The organism is Vibrio sp. QJM3NY_21 (genome assembly GCF_057785975.1).
Genome location: NZ_CM173513.1, coordinates 862,854 through 875,768 on the forward strand (window position 1 = coordinate 862,854; position 12,915 = coordinate 875,768).

Genomic DNA, 12,915 nt, shown 5'->3' on the forward strand with positions numbered 1-12,915 from the left:
ATATTGCGTAAAGGGTTGGCTACTTTATGAGGTTAGCTACTCTATGAGTAAAGTGACCAGTGCTGACTTTGAATACGAGCAATGAAGTGGCGTAGATCGCCTTCAAGCGGTCGATCTTCAACAATAAACTCAAACTCTTTGAGTACTTCGTCGCGAATGTGCTTTAGGTTTTCACTCATGTGGTGCTCATCAAGCTCATTGTGACGTTTACGAAGTTCAAGTGCTTGTGTACCCGCCAGAAGTGATGCTGCTGCCACTTGTTCCGTTAGCTCTAGAACGCGTAAACAATCACGAGCAGCAATGGTACCCATGCTGACTTTATCTTGGTTGTGACATTCAGTAGAACGAGAGAACACGCTCGCTGGCATGGTGTGTTTCAGTGCTTCTGCCGTCCAAGCTGAAACACCGATCTGTACTGCCTTGAAGCCGTGGTTGATTGGCTTACGTTCGCCTTCTGCGCCTGTTAGGTTAAATGGCAGTCCGTTGTTGAACTTGTAATCCATCAACTGTGCCATTTGGCGATCAAGCAGATCCGCAAGGTTGGCTACTGCTGTTTTTAACGTATCCATCGCCATGGCAATATGGCCGCCGTAGAAGTGTCCACCATGCAGTACGCGTTCATTATCACCATCGATAATTGGGTTATCGTTGGCGCTATTTAGCTCATTCTCAATCATTTGGCGAAGCCAAGGCAGAGAGTCTTGAACGACACCGATAACATGTGGAGCACAACGCAATGAGTAACGATCTTGCAGTCGGTCACTGTTGCGAGGTGGGCGTTCTGCTTGAAGGTCGTCGCGTAACCACGCTGCAATTTGTTGTTGACCAGGGTGAGGCTTCACTGCAAACAGCGCTTCATCGAAGTGGAAGTCATTACCTTGCATACCCACAGACACCATTGCCGTGATCTTAGTCGACAGTTGAGTTAGGTATTCAGCGCGTTTGTAGGCGATACAGGCTAAGGCTGTCATCACTGACGTGCCATTCATCAACGCTAGGCCTTCTTTGGGCTTAAGCTTGATAGGGTTAATGCCTAGTTCTTTGTAGACGTCACTAGTAGGGCGAACTTCGCCTTTGTAGATAACATCGCGCTCACCAATCAGTGCGGCCGCTAAGTAAGACAGCGGCGTTAAATCACCACTGGCACCCACCGAACCTTCTTGAGGAATACGCGGTGAGATATCTTGGTTGATCAGAGTAACGATCTGGTTGAGCAAATCATGAGTCACACCAGAGACACCTTGCGATAAAGAACAAAGGCGCGTTGCTAATACCGCACGAGATTGTTCGTGAGACAATATTTCGCCTAAACCACAGCCATGAAAGCGTGTTAAATGCAGTGGTAGCTCATCAACTAGGTTTGGCGGAATCGCAACGGTACATGAGTCACCGTAGCCCGTTGTCACACCATAGATCACGCCTTCTTCTTTCAATAGGCGCTCTAAGAAAGCGACACCACGGTCGATCTTAGATGTGAAGGCTTCACTTGAGTTCATCGAGGCTTTTGCGCCTTGTGAGATAGCGACAACATCCTCAATCGTGAGGCGTTCGGCACCAAAGGTGATGCTATTTGGATTCTTTTTCGTCATGGTGCTTGCTCAATGTCCAAAAATTAAAAAAGTTGTACCACTGAAGCGGTGCTTTCAGTGTGTAGTGCTCAAGTCGGTCTGCGTATTTTTGCACGACTTGCTGTAAAGATTGTTCGCGAGTTTTTCTGGGTAGTTCTATCTTGTCGCTAAAATGCTCGAAATAGACATTAAAATGTGGCTTAGATTGTGAGTCATCACGTAGCCCAAATAATAGAAATACTGGCGCTTTGAGAACAGAGGCTAACATAAATGGTCCTTGAGGGAAGGGCGCTTCCTTACCCAAGAACTCTGCCCATACTGAACGGCTCTCTTTGCTGGTGGAAGTTCTATCGCCAACAATCACAATCCACTCGCCTTGCTCTAGTTTCTGTTGCAACAAGATAGCGGTATCAGGTCCCATTGACGTTACCTGAATCAGGTTTAAATCAGACTGCGGGTTGACCGCTTTCATCACCGAATTGAAACGCTCGGCGTGCTCGGTGAAAACCAGTGCATTGATTTTGATGTTTGAGTGTCTGCGACCTAAAGCGCGGCACAATTCGATATTGCCAAGATGAGAACCCAGAATCAGCACACCTTGTTGGTTTGCCACCATGCTCTCAAATTGTTCTTGACCATGAATGCTCAGGTTATCGACCGAAAAATCCCCTTTCCATGCAGCCAACTTGTCTAGCATGGTATGGCCAAACGAGAGCAGATGGTTATAACTGGTTAATTCCGCTGGTAACTCAATATTCTGTTGTTCAGCGTATGCCTTAAGCTGAAATAGGTACTGTTCTGAGGCGTTTCGTGCACGTTTGCCCGTTAGATGGTAGTAACGCATCACACCGCGTAAAATCAGATTAAATACGCCTCGGCCTAACAAGGTATAAACGGCCAATAACAGTTTGATTCCCAGCACAGTGCCGCGTTCTTGAGTACGTGACCAATGGGGTTGTTCTGAACCTATCTGTTCGGAATTTACCTGTCTTGAATCTGCCGAGGAATCTTGGCTATTTTCAGCCGATAACTTCTTCGCTGAATCCGACTTGAAATGACGCGCGATCAGTTTTGGTGCTCTTGGCAGCATGCCGAAGAACAGTCGCGTGTGCATCCAACTGATTTTTACGTTGTCCCACAGTGCATCGAAATGAGAGATACCATTCTCTGGGTAGATAACACGCGTTTCAACGAAGTCGATATCGCAGCCTTCCCAATACAAGCGAACCAAAATCTCGATATCGAAGTCCATTCTCGACCCAACATCGTATTTGCTCAGTACCGCTTGTGTTTGATTGATCGGGTACGCTCTAAAGCCACACATACTGTCTTTAATAGATAGAGATAGGGTTTCTATCCATACCCAGATATGTGTCGCGTAGCGTCCGTAGAGCCTTGCCTTAGGTACGCTCTCGTCATATATAGGCTGACCTGATATCAAGCGCTGAGGTTTGCCTTGCGAAGCTTGGATTAATGCGGGTAGTGCTTCAAGGTCGTGCTGACCGTCAGCATCAATCTGAATGGCATGACTAAAGCCGAGCTCTTGCGCTCGCTTGATGCCCTCTTTTACTGCGCCGCCTTTGCCTTGGTTCTGATCAAGTGTTACCAAAGTCACGCTTGGGCTATCGGCAAGTGGAGTCAGAAACTGTTTGGTCTCGAGTTCACTGCCATCATCAACAATAATGATCGGAAGTTCGAAATTAAGAAGTGATGAGACCACCGAGGGCATGGTTGCGCCGTGGTTAAAGCACGGAATTAGGAAGCAAGCCTTGTAGTTGCTTTCTTCAAGTGCGTGTTGAGAAACAGCCTCAGCGCTATTCACTTTTCTCTCCCAGCTTCATTTTGCCTGAAGAGTGAGTCTGTTCGCCATTGTTCGACGTGTAACTAAAGCTCAATTTATCTTTGTCAGCATCCCACTTGAGTGACAGCTGAATGGTCGAATCAGGCAGGATCGGCTGTTGGAATTTGATGACTTCCATGCCTTTAAAGTAACCAGGGACACTCAGCTCTTGAACTGCATAGTGAAGTGCCCAATCAATCTGTGTAACACCCGGAAGAATAGGGAAGCTCTTGAAGTGCCCCTTAAAATCGGTGATGTCCCCAGTAACATGGAGTGTCAAAGTCGATTCTTTCTCTACAGAGTCAACAGCAATGACGTTTGGTTTTCTCTTATCCATAGCGCGTGCTTAGAATCCTTGGGCTGAAAATGGGTGTTGTGACAAAAATATAAAAAGACAGTCTCAGTGTAAAACACGATAAGCGATTTCTATGATTTTACGAGCTGCTCTATGTGAGAGGTTAACCGCTTACCTTGGCTGTTGAGGGGAATCTCGTCAACAACACGATATTTTCTTGGGATAGCGATCGGTTCTAACCACTTTCTCAATTCTGAACGCAGCATCAACCAGAATTTACCTTTACTCATGGTTGCGAGTTTCACTTGGCCTTGATCTGATAATACCAAAACCGACGCTAAGATTAAGCGCTCAGGTTCTTCAAATGGAATCACCACGCATTCACTGACCCAAGGGAGTTGCTCTAGTCGTTTTTCGACTTCAACCAGTGATACTCGTTTTTCTTCTATCTTGATCACTCGATCGGTTCGGCCTTTCAATATGAATTGATTGCTCGAGACCATTTCACACTCATCAGCGGTTTGATACCAGTTGTTTTTGTCGATGTACGGCGACAATAACTTAATGCAATTCTCACTGTTGAGACTAGCCTCAATACAGTCAAAAAGCTGCCAAGGTGTTTGAGCGCTCTCTTGCTGACGAAATGCGATACCGCCGGTTTCGGTGCTACCAAAAACTTCGATGGGCAAATGTCCTAACAAGTTAAGAGCTTGGTGAGCCGATTCGGTTGGTAAAGGACCACCAGAAGAGAACACACCAGCTAGCTGTGCAGATTTTGTTTCGTGTTTTAATCGTTTGAGTAGCGCAGGGCTGCTGATCAGCACGCTCTGTTTGTTAGCGTGAGATAGGATTTGTTCTGGGTACTCAAGATTGTGTCGAGCAAATGGAACACCAGAACAAAGTGGCCATAAAATTCGGAACAATAGACCATAGATATGTTGGTGTGAGACTGTACTGTGGACTCGGTTGCCCTTAAGTAAATCGCCCCAGTTTTTATCTAGCTGAGCGATTTCAATATCTAGGTGCTCTAAGGTTTTGTCTATAGCTTTGGGTGTACCACTTGAACCTGAAGTAAACAGGGTCAAGTGGATAGCAGCTAAGTCTATAGAATCTAAGTCGATAGAAGCTAAATCAATAGATACTGGGTCAATAACAGCTAGTTCAATCGCGGCTAGGTCATTCACTAAAAGTGTTGGTGTTTCGGTGTTTGAGCGTTTGGAATTCAAGATCGTTTGAATGTTGCAAACTTCACTAACCTCAACTTCACCAATCGAGTCATCAACTAACAGGCAATCAAAATGTTCACTCAATTCGGCAAGTGCACAAGGTTGATAGTTACCCGGTAAGATGATGTGTTTTTTGCTGACAGCACATGCCAAAAAGGCCACCGAAAATAGGCAGCTGTCTTGGGTACAAATCGCAACTCGTTGAAAAGGGGATGAAGATAAAAGGTTTACGAGTTGAGATAAGTCGTCGTTAAATGTTTGCCAAGTAATCTCACTATTGTCGTCAAAGCAGACAATAGATTCAGGGGCTCGGTTTTGACTGAGGAGTTCAGACAATGAGATGTAAGATACGGTTTGGGTCATAACAATTTAACTCTGACGAATGCGCTGTCTTACCAACCACTCTCCTGCAAAGAGTAACCCGGCGAACAAATAGCTGAGTAAGCCATTGTATAGGGTCCATATTTCAAGAGGTTGGAAGCAGGTGTAAAGGGCGATAGAGCCATTGATAACAAAGAACAGGCACCAAACCTTGGTGACTTTTCGTGTGTAATCAACGCCACTTTGCGGAAGTTCAGGCTCTTGGAGTCGAGCAAGACGTTCGATAATGGTTTGCGGTTGCCATAGGCTTGAAGCGAATACAGCCAACATACAAACGTTAACGATGACGGGATAATAGGTTAACCAGCCATGCTGTTTGAAGGCTAACCCTAATGCCAGTAGAACAATTCCGGCACTTCCACTGATCCAAGCTAGGTGTTTTAGCTCTTTGATCTTAGCCTGACCGCCGGTGAAAATACGGACAGCAAAGATAGCGGCTAAGACGATACCAACGGTTTGTAGGCCAAACTTGTTGAGTCCAAAGTAAACCGCTATTGGATAAGTGAAAAGTATGATTGCCGACAATAAAGTCAGCAGAGGACGCATTAGGCGTCCTTCAATAGTTCAACCACAGACTCCACAACGTCATTAACGGTGCGTACTGCTTTGAACTCTTCAGGTTTGATCTTCTTACCCGTTACGTTCTGTAAATGAACGACCAAATCAACCGCATCAATGCTGTCTAGGTCTAGATCGAGATAAAGGTGTGCTTCAGGCGTGATATCTTCAGCATCAAGCTCAAACAGCTCAATAAGCGCATCTTTAACCTGATTGTATACTTGTTGTTGGTTCGCTTGTGTCATAAAGATCTGTCTAGTTGTTTGTTTGAGAAGAGATGTAGTTCGCTAGATTTTCAACTGACGCAAAGTGCTGTCGAGTGTTTGAATCGTCGGCATCGATAACAATGTTGTACTTTTTCTTGATAGCAAGACCAAGCTCAAGTGCATCGATAGAATCTAGTCCAAGTCCATCACCAAATAGTGGAGCTTCTGTTTCAATCTCATCAATGCTCATGTCTTCAAGGTTCAATGCGTCGATGATCAGTTGTTTCAGTTCGTTGTGTAATGTTTCCACTTTGGCCTACTTAATGCTTTATCTGAATGCTGCTTTAAGGGGGCGATTCTACATTATGCGATGTATTTTCGAAATGCCGATATCGCCGGTTGTTTATTGATGAGCTAAATGTTTTCTTCGGAAGGGAAAATAGTATATGCAAGATGATGATTAAGGCGTCTTGCTGCCGAAGTTAAGTTATTTGCATTCTCAATAAATGGTGCGACTTCTATTTTACCTTTCACCGCGATATGAAAAAAGGGTTTCGTAGCAGGAACTTGATACCATTTTTTCTCTTTCGTTAAGAATGTCGGAGAAACCGTAATATGAATCACGCGTAAATCGGTTTGTGTTCGAGTCGCAATTTGTGCCGCACCACGTTGTAAGGATGGTTCAATTCCCGGCGTTGTGCGAGTGCCTTCTGGAAAAACCAGCAGGACATTGCCACGTGAAAAGCGTGCTTCACAACGTTCTAAAAGATCGTCAGGTGCTTGATTGGGTATGTAACCCGCCGCTTTAACAATCCTCTTCATAAACGGGTTTTCCCAAATGGCCGCTTTGACGAGGCAATCACATTGAGGAAGTTGAGAGGCGATCAGCACATAGTCGATTAAGCTCGGATGGTTGGCAACGATGATGCAGTTGCGATCTTCGCGTAGCAGTTCGGCGCCATCAATTCTGTAATCAATTGCGCCTGTGAATTTCATGATTTGGCAAAAAGCATTGAATGAGAAACGAATCAGTCGCTGAACTTTGAGCTCTCTTTCATTGGTATTGGGTGTCGTTATTGCAATAGAAGGTAAGATTAAGAAGCTTAGTACTAAGCCTCCCAGCCCAAAGGTGGTAAAGCAGAATCCTGTCGCAAACACTCGCCAATATTGCGCTAACTTGCTCATTGCTGTGTTCCTGTCTTGGCGTTATTTATCCACGACCAAGTTTGGTGTTTACCTACAATTGTCCAACGTTGTGTATTCTGAAGAATGTTCTGCAATGTTTGCAGGCCTTGTGGTAAATCAGCCGTTGACCTGTCGCTAGCTATGGGGCTACTAGCTATTGAGCTGCTAGTGGCTGTTCTCGAAATTGAGTATTCATTGCCTGCTGTGATCACTAAACCCAGAGCATAGTCGGCATAGTGTTGTGTTTCGTATTCTTGGTAAAGCTCAGGCAAAGGTTGGTCGAAATCAATGACGAGTACACTATGCGATGGGTATTGGTGAAGATAAAGGTAAGCTTCAATCAGGGCGTTATGAAAGGTGTCTTGCCCCGCAGCGATTGAGGTCAGTGGAATCGGTGCTTTCGCGGCAATGGTGGTTAGGCCCGCTGCGGTATTATGTACCGACTGCGAGAACGCCATTGGAGAGGCATCGTCACCTTCGAGTATCGACTGAATCAATGTGGCGGTTCGGTGTAACTCACCATGTCGGCTGGCAAAAACCAGATAGTCAATCGAGGTGTCTTTTAATAGCGTTAACGCGGTTTGGACGGCAAGCTTACTTTGCAGGCTCATGCGGCGGCGCATCATCGGCGGGATAGCTTTAAATTCAGTTGAGCCATCTTGTGGCCAATCTAAATTCTTGCTCCATGTTTGCCATTCGGCATCAGAATTGAGCCCCGCAGAATTTGCAGACCATTTCTCAATATTAAACGACATTAATTGGGATTGATTTGACATAGAGTATTGATTTGCTTTGGGTCTAACTAAATACTACGCGTGCTTATAAATAAACACAGATAAGGAATTTAAATGAAATTACTAAAAATAGCCGTTTCAATGTTATTCATATTCGTTCTTGCAGGGTGTGGACGTGTCCAACCTGTAATGAATGTTGAGGATACTCCAGTTGCACTTAATCTTCAAAGCAAACAGGTGAAATCAGCTATTTATGAGTCGGCTGAGAATCGAGGCTGGTTGGTTTCAGAAATAAAACCTGGCTTGATCCGTGCGGAACTGTATGTTCGTTCACACCATGCGGTGGTTGAAATTCCTTATAGTGACAAGTTTTACTCTATTCTTTACGTTGAATCAGAGAATTTGAAGTATGACGATGGTGAAATACATCGTAATTACAACCGTTGGGTTAATAACTTAAACGTTGATATTAAACGTAAGCTTGCACAAATGGCAGCTGAGTAACCCTCTATTATTTTAAAGTTAGGTTTTTCGTGTCGGAATATAAATTAGATCCATTCAATGCATTAGAAGCAAAAACAGAAGCGCAAAAGTTGTCTTTCGCTCCAATTGTTTTTCACACTGCTCGTACACTTCGTGATTTAGGTATCTTGAAAGCGTTAGATGACGCGGGTAATGATGGTTTACCTGCAGAGACTCTTTCGGAAATAACGGGCGTATCTGAGTACGGCGTAAAAGTTCTGCTTGATATGGCGTTAAGTGCTCATATTGTTACTTGGGACAAACCTAACTATAAAATGGCCAACCTTGGTTTTTACCTTCTGCACGATGGTATGACCAACGCAAACATGGATTTCACAGCCGATGTTTGTTACGCCGCGATGATGCATCTAACTGAAGCAATTGAAGAAGGTACACCTGCGGGTTTGAAAGAGCTGGGTGGCTGGGAAACTATTTACCAAGGCTTGTCTCAATTGCCAGAAAAAGCAAAAGAGAGCTGGTTCAAGTTTGATCACTTCTATTCAGATCGTTCTTTCCCTATTTTGCTTGAGAAAGTCTTCAGTAAGAAACCTAAATCGCTGGTGGATATTGGCGGTAACACCGGTAAGTGGGCGATGCAGTGCTGCAACCATGATGCTGACGTTGAGGTCACGATTGTTGATTTGCCACAGCAACTAGAAATGGCAATGGCAAACGCGACACAACATGGCCATCGAGACCGAGTGACTCCATTCCCAGCCAACATGCTCGACAAACAGCAAGCCCTGCCAACGGGTGCCGATGTGTGGTGGATGAGCCAGTTCCTTGATTGCTTCTCGCCAATGGAGATTCTGAGCATATTAAAGCGTGTTCGCTCTCATATGTCAGAAGAGGCGACGGTCTATATCCTTGAACTGTTTTGGGATGCACAGAAATACGATGCGGCTTCTTATAGCTTAAACGCGACCTCTCTTTACTTCACTTGCTTGGCCAATGGCAACAGCCGTTTTTACCGCAGTGAAGATTTCCTAGAGATCGTTGAAGAAGCTGGCTTTGAAGTGGTGACCCGTACCGACGATATCGGCCTTGGTCATACGCTTCTTGAATTGAAAGCTGGCGCGCAATAAAAAATAATAAACATGGCTTAAATTAATGAAAAAACTGTCAACTCAAGTAGTGATCATCGGAGCTGGGCCATCAGGGTCTATTGCCGCGTCTTTGCTTCACAAAAAAGGCATCGATGTACGAGTGATTGAAAAGAGCCTTTTCCCGCGCTTTTCTATTGGTGAAAGTTTGTTACCGGCTTGCATGGAAGTGATTGAACAAGCTGGCATGAGCGAAGCGGTGGCTGACGCTAACTTCCAATTTAAAGATGGTGCCGCTTTTCGTAAAAATGGCGTGTACACCGCGTTCAATTTTGAAGATAAGTTCTCTGCTGGGCCGGGAACCACGTTTCAGGTTCAGCGAGGGGCCTTTGATAAGGTGTTAGCAGACACAGCCGAAGCACAAGGCGTTACTATTGATTATCAACATGAGTTGATGGGTATTAACTTCACTGAAGATAGCACCATTTTAGACGTACAAGTGCTTGATGGAGAACGCTATCAGCTAGAAGCTCAATACGTGCTGGATGGCAGTGGCTTTGGTCGCGTGTTACCGAAGATGCTCGATTTAGAAGAGCCATCATCGCTTCCTCCACGCAAAGCTATTTTTACGCACATTAACGATCATATTTCAGCGACGGAGACAGACCTTGAATATGACCGCAACAAAATCCTGATCTCGGTGCACCCAACCAACCCTGATGTTTGGTATTGGTTGATCCCGTTTAGTAACGGTGTGTCTTCGTTTGGTGTAGTCGGGGAGCCTAAGTTCTTTGAATCATACCCACAAGACAAGATTGCCGCGATTAAGCAACTGGTAACGGAAGAGCAGGGTTTGGCTGATATTTTGGCAAATGCAGAGTATCCGAACCCTGCGGGCGAAATCGGTGGTTATTCTGCCAACGTAAAGCACCTAGCAACAGACAAGTATGCGCTGCTGGGTAATGCCGGTGAGTTTCTTGACCCTGTTTTTTCATCAGGCGTGACGATTGCGATGAAGTCGGCTCAGTTTGCCGTTGAGTGCGTAGAAAAACAGCTCAATGGTGAAAGCGTTGATTGGGATCGTGATTATGCAGATCCATTGATGACCGGAGTAAACACCTTTCGAACCTATGTCGAGGGATGGTACTCAGGTACCTTGCAGGATGTGATTTTCTATCAAGACCCCAACCCGAAGATTAAGCAAATGGTGTGCTCAATTTTGGCTGGCTACGCATGGGATCAAACCAATCCTTATGTGAAAGAGTCGAAGCGTCGATTGACGACACTGTCGGAGATATGCCGAAGCTAGGTGGTCGATTAAGGTGTAGCAACATACTAAAGCACCATGATGTATAGCTATAAATAAAAACAGCCGCAATGCGGCTGTTTCTGTATCTGCTTAATATGGGAAGCTGATTCTTAGCTTACTCGCTTTACTGAAGTTGATACTACTTCAGGTCGATGCTGTTGAGTCGTCCCATAAAGATAAGCAGTTCAATCACATCTTTGTGAGCTTCAAGCAACGCTCGTTTGGTTTGGCTGTAGGCCGCGAGTCGACCGTGTTTGCGTATAGAGCATACTTTGGTTCTGTATTTGTATTCACCACTTTCAGAGAATACGCGCCACTTAGCGATGTAGCATTCATCGCGATGTTCAGGATCTGTCTGAGTAGGGTTTGGTTTGAATACTATTTTAGGTTCTAAACTGTGTGGTAAACGTGTCATCAGATAGGGCTCTCTAAGGACTTTTGGCCAAAACTTTCCCCAGAGCTTTCTGCCAAGCTCATCTCTTAACTTGATGGTTTTCTTTAGTGCTTTGTCTTCACCCATACGAACAAAACCGACAGAACGATGTAACACTGTATCTTCGGGAGTATGGATGTGGATTTTAAAAGCGGTTTGGCCTTTCGATATAAATCGATAACCAGTCGCACCAATTAGATTATTCTGGCTCATAGTTTGCTAAATGATGATTATGTTATTAATAAGGTTACGACAAATACGTTAAAACCGAAACTAATCATCATGAAAAAAATAAAGCCTTAACAAAAGTGCTAAGGCTTTATTAGAAACTATGAAGTGAGCTTGTCGCTAACTACATGATTTTCTGCATTACATCACCAATTTGAATGCTTCCAGCAAGGCTAGGTTGATCAATCGTGAGCTCGGCTTCATTTTCATACACGCGAGAAACCGTCAGTGTGATATCGCTTTGAGAGACCTTATTACGTGGCAAGCCTCGTTGGTCGATAAACGAACCGGTGTGCCACAGTTGCAGTTTGTCACCTTGTTGAACGCCATGCATTCGACCTAAATCAATGGTCACAGTGTTGCCAAATACTGCTGCCACCTCTGGAAGCGTGATTTTACATGATACTTCTGATTCCAAGTCCAACATAATATTGCGGCTGACGCGAAGCATCATACTGCCGTAGGTTGATGCCCAAAAACGAGCACTGCGCGTATCAACCTCACTGGTCTTAGCAAAAGGCCATTTTGCCACTTCACGGTAGCTACGGTTATAAACCTGATGACCTGTTTTGCCATCGAAGACTTGCATTTCTAAGGCAAACTGGCGGTTTATAATGTCGTCTTTTAGAAGCTTGGATTCAATGGTAGCAGTTAAATCGGTGATATCACCGCCGATAATGTACTGTGCTCCTGTGTCTTGTGCGATCATTTTGATCACTTCCGGTCGACGTTTGTCGATATCGTAATTGGTTGTGCCAACAGACACAAAGCTTCGAGATTCTTGGGCCAGTTGTCGGTCAACGACATGGCTAAAATCATCACCAATATTATAGATTCTGCCCATTACAGCTTGTTGTGGGGAAGTCACATCAATGTTGCCGACCAAAAATGTCTTCTTATATTGGCTCTCATGGCAAGCATTTGCCGAAGGATAGATGTCGATCCTTGCAGTGACCATTATATTGCCACTGCGTTTTTTCTCTTTTTCTACCAAGATGTAGCGCACTTCATGATTGGTAAATTGAAACTCTTTCTTGTTTGCGTCGAGATAGGGCGTGAGGTTGGAGATACTACCAATATCAGCACCTGAGAACTGGATTGCTTTATATACCGCGTCTTCCAGAGCATGGACCCTTGCCGTTTCCTCTGACGATACGATGGCTGCGGTACCGGTAACTTCATACCATGAGGCATGAGCACTGAAGCTTATGGTTATCAGTGAACTTATTGAAAATAAGTAAGAAATTATTTTTTTCATCTATTCGTTACCAGTTGGGTATAAATATTGCTTAACAAATAACTATAAGCTTGAAGCTGACTTAAGTGCGTTTTTCTTAATCCGAACCATTAATGAAAAGCAAAGACTGTTCCAACATTGTAATCCATT

The 12,915-nt window shown here is 44.6% G+C and carries 14 protein-coding genes; 3 read left to right on the top strand and 11 right to left on the bottom strand.

Annotated features, from left to right (window positions below):
- Positions 1-41: 41 nt before the first annotated feature.
- The 9 genes from AC3CID_RS03905 to AC3CID_RS03945 form a co-directional block, all read right to left on the bottom strand.
- Positions 42-1,589 (bottom strand): HAL/PAL/TAL family ammonia-lyase, encoded by a 1,548-nt coding sequence (locus AC3CID_RS03905; RefSeq protein ID WP_488526978.1) that lies wholly within the window; start codon positions 1,587-1,589, stop codon positions 42-44.
- Entirely contained in the window at positions 1,567-3,390 is a 1,824-nt protein-coding gene (locus tag AC3CID_RS03910; protein ID WP_372311318.1) for an LpxL/LpxP family acyltransferase, read from the bottom strand. The genes AC3CID_RS03905 and AC3CID_RS03910 overlap by 23 nt, the downstream gene beginning before the upstream one ends.
- A complete protein-coding gene (locus tag AC3CID_RS03915; protein WP_102449225.1) occupies positions 3,383-3,745 on the bottom strand; it encodes an ApeI family dehydratase in 363 nt (120 codons plus the stop codon). The genes AC3CID_RS03910 and AC3CID_RS03915 overlap by 8 nt, the downstream gene beginning before the upstream one ends.
- A gap of 89 nt (positions 3,746-3,834) precedes the next feature.
- The gene (locus tag AC3CID_RS03920) at positions 3,835-5,292 is read right to left on the bottom strand and encodes an AMP-binding protein (protein ID WP_488526979.1); all 1,458 of its coding nucleotides are present in this window, start codon (positions 5,290-5,292) and stop codon (positions 3,835-3,837) included.
- 6 nt (positions 5,293-5,298) lie between these two features.
- Positions 5,299-5,856: a COG4648 family protein gene (locus AC3CID_RS03925; protein WP_488526980.1), complete on the bottom strand. Its 558-nt coding sequence runs from the start codon at positions 5,854-5,856 to the stop codon at positions 5,299-5,301.
- Positions 5,856-6,113: an acyl carrier protein gene (locus tag AC3CID_RS03930; RefSeq protein ID WP_488526981.1), complete on the bottom strand. Its 258-nt coding sequence runs from the start codon at positions 6,111-6,113 to the stop codon at positions 5,856-5,858. The genes AC3CID_RS03925 and AC3CID_RS03930 overlap by 1 nt, the downstream gene beginning before the upstream one ends.
- Before the next feature lie 10 nt (positions 6,114-6,123).
- On the bottom strand, positions 6,124-6,384 hold the full coding sequence (locus AC3CID_RS03935; protein ID WP_004736154.1) for a phosphopantetheine-binding protein: 261 nt from the start codon (positions 6,382-6,384) through the stop codon (positions 6,124-6,126).
- A 104-nt stretch (positions 6,385-6,488) separates the two neighbouring features.
- On the bottom strand, positions 6,489-7,259 hold the full coding sequence (locus AC3CID_RS03940) for a lysophospholipid acyltransferase family protein (RefSeq protein ID WP_488526982.1): 771 nt from the start codon (positions 7,257-7,259) through the stop codon (positions 6,489-6,491).
- Complete coding sequence (locus AC3CID_RS03945) at positions 7,256-8,035, bottom strand: beta-ketoacyl synthase chain length factor (protein ID WP_488526983.1); 780 nt, start codon at positions 8,033-8,035, stop codon at positions 7,256-7,258. The genes AC3CID_RS03940 and AC3CID_RS03945 overlap by 4 nt, the downstream gene beginning before the upstream one ends.
- A gap of 72 nt (positions 8,036-8,107) precedes the next feature.
- Here AC3CID_RS03945 and AC3CID_RS03950 point away from each other — a divergent pair, with 72 nt between their 5' ends.
- From AC3CID_RS03950 to AC3CID_RS03960, 3 genes are read left to right on the top strand one after another with little or no spacing between them, the layout of a single operon-like run.
- On the top strand, positions 8,108-8,497 hold the full coding sequence (locus tag AC3CID_RS03950) for a hypothetical protein (protein WP_019824137.1): 390 nt from the start codon (positions 8,108-8,110) through the stop codon (positions 8,495-8,497).
- A gap of 29 nt (positions 8,498-8,526) precedes the next feature.
- Entirely contained in the window at positions 8,527-9,600 is a 1,074-nt protein-coding gene (locus AC3CID_RS03955) for a methyltransferase (protein ID WP_054548146.1), read from the top strand.
- Positions 9,601-9,625: 25 nt separating this feature from the next.
- Positions 9,626-10,867, top strand: coding sequence for an NAD(P)/FAD-dependent oxidoreductase (locus AC3CID_RS03960; RefSeq protein WP_488526984.1), 1,242 nt, complete (start codon positions 9,626-9,628; stop codon positions 10,865-10,867).
- Between the two features lie 139 nt (positions 10,868-11,006).
- Here AC3CID_RS03960 and AC3CID_RS03965 read toward each other — a convergent pair whose 3' ends face one another.
- Both AC3CID_RS03965 and AC3CID_RS03970 read right to left on the bottom strand, forming a co-directional pair.
- Positions 11,007-11,513: a hypothetical protein gene (locus AC3CID_RS03965; protein WP_017084506.1), complete on the bottom strand. Its 507-nt coding sequence runs from the start codon at positions 11,511-11,513 to the stop codon at positions 11,007-11,009.
- A 139-nt stretch (positions 11,514-11,652) separates the two neighbouring features.
- The gene (locus AC3CID_RS03970; protein ID WP_017095995.1) at positions 11,653-12,786 is read right to left on the bottom strand and encodes a flagellar assembly protein FlgT; all 1,134 of its coding nucleotides are present in this window, start codon (positions 12,784-12,786) and stop codon (positions 11,653-11,655) included.
- Positions 12,787-12,915: the final 129 nt, after the last annotated feature.

Coding starts and splice junctions, on each gene's coding strand:
- AC3CID_RS03905 (WP_488526978.1), bottom strand. CDS start 1,589: ATGACGAAAAAGAATCCAAATAGCATCACCTTTGGTGCCGAACGCCTC.
- AC3CID_RS03915 (WP_102449225.1), bottom strand. CDS start 3,745: ATGGATAAGAGAAAACCAAACGTCATTGCTGTTGACTCTGTAGAGAAA.
- AC3CID_RS03920 (WP_488526979.1), bottom strand. CDS start 5,292: ATGACCCAAACCGTATCTTACATCTCATTGTCTGAACTCCTCAGTCAA.
- AC3CID_RS03925 (WP_488526980.1), bottom strand. CDS start 5,856: ATGCGTCCTCTGCTGACTTTATTGTCGGCAATCATACTTTTCACTTAT.
- AC3CID_RS03930 (WP_488526981.1), bottom strand. CDS start 6,113: ATGACACAAGCGAACCAACAACAAGTATACAATCAGGTTAAAGATGCG.
- AC3CID_RS03940 (WP_488526982.1), bottom strand. CDS start 7,259: ATGAGCAAGTTAGCGCAATATTGGCGAGTGTTTGCGACAGGATTCTGC.
- AC3CID_RS03945 (WP_488526983.1), bottom strand. CDS start 8,035: ATGTCAAATCAATCCCAATTAATGTCGTTTAATATTGAGAAATGGTCT.
- AC3CID_RS03950 (WP_019824137.1), top strand. CDS start 8,108: ATGAAATTACTAAAAATAGCCGTTTCAATGTTATTCATATTCGTTCTT.
- AC3CID_RS03960 (WP_488526984.1), top strand. CDS start 9,626: ATGAAAAAACTGTCAACTCAAGTAGTGATCATCGGAGCTGGGCCATCA.
- AC3CID_RS03965 (WP_017084506.1), bottom strand. CDS start 11,513: ATGAGCCAGAATAATCTAATTGGTGCGACTGGTTATCGATTTATATCG.
- AC3CID_RS03970 (WP_017095995.1), bottom strand. CDS start 12,786: ATGAAAAAAATAATTTCTTACTTATTTTCAATAAGTTCACTGATAACC.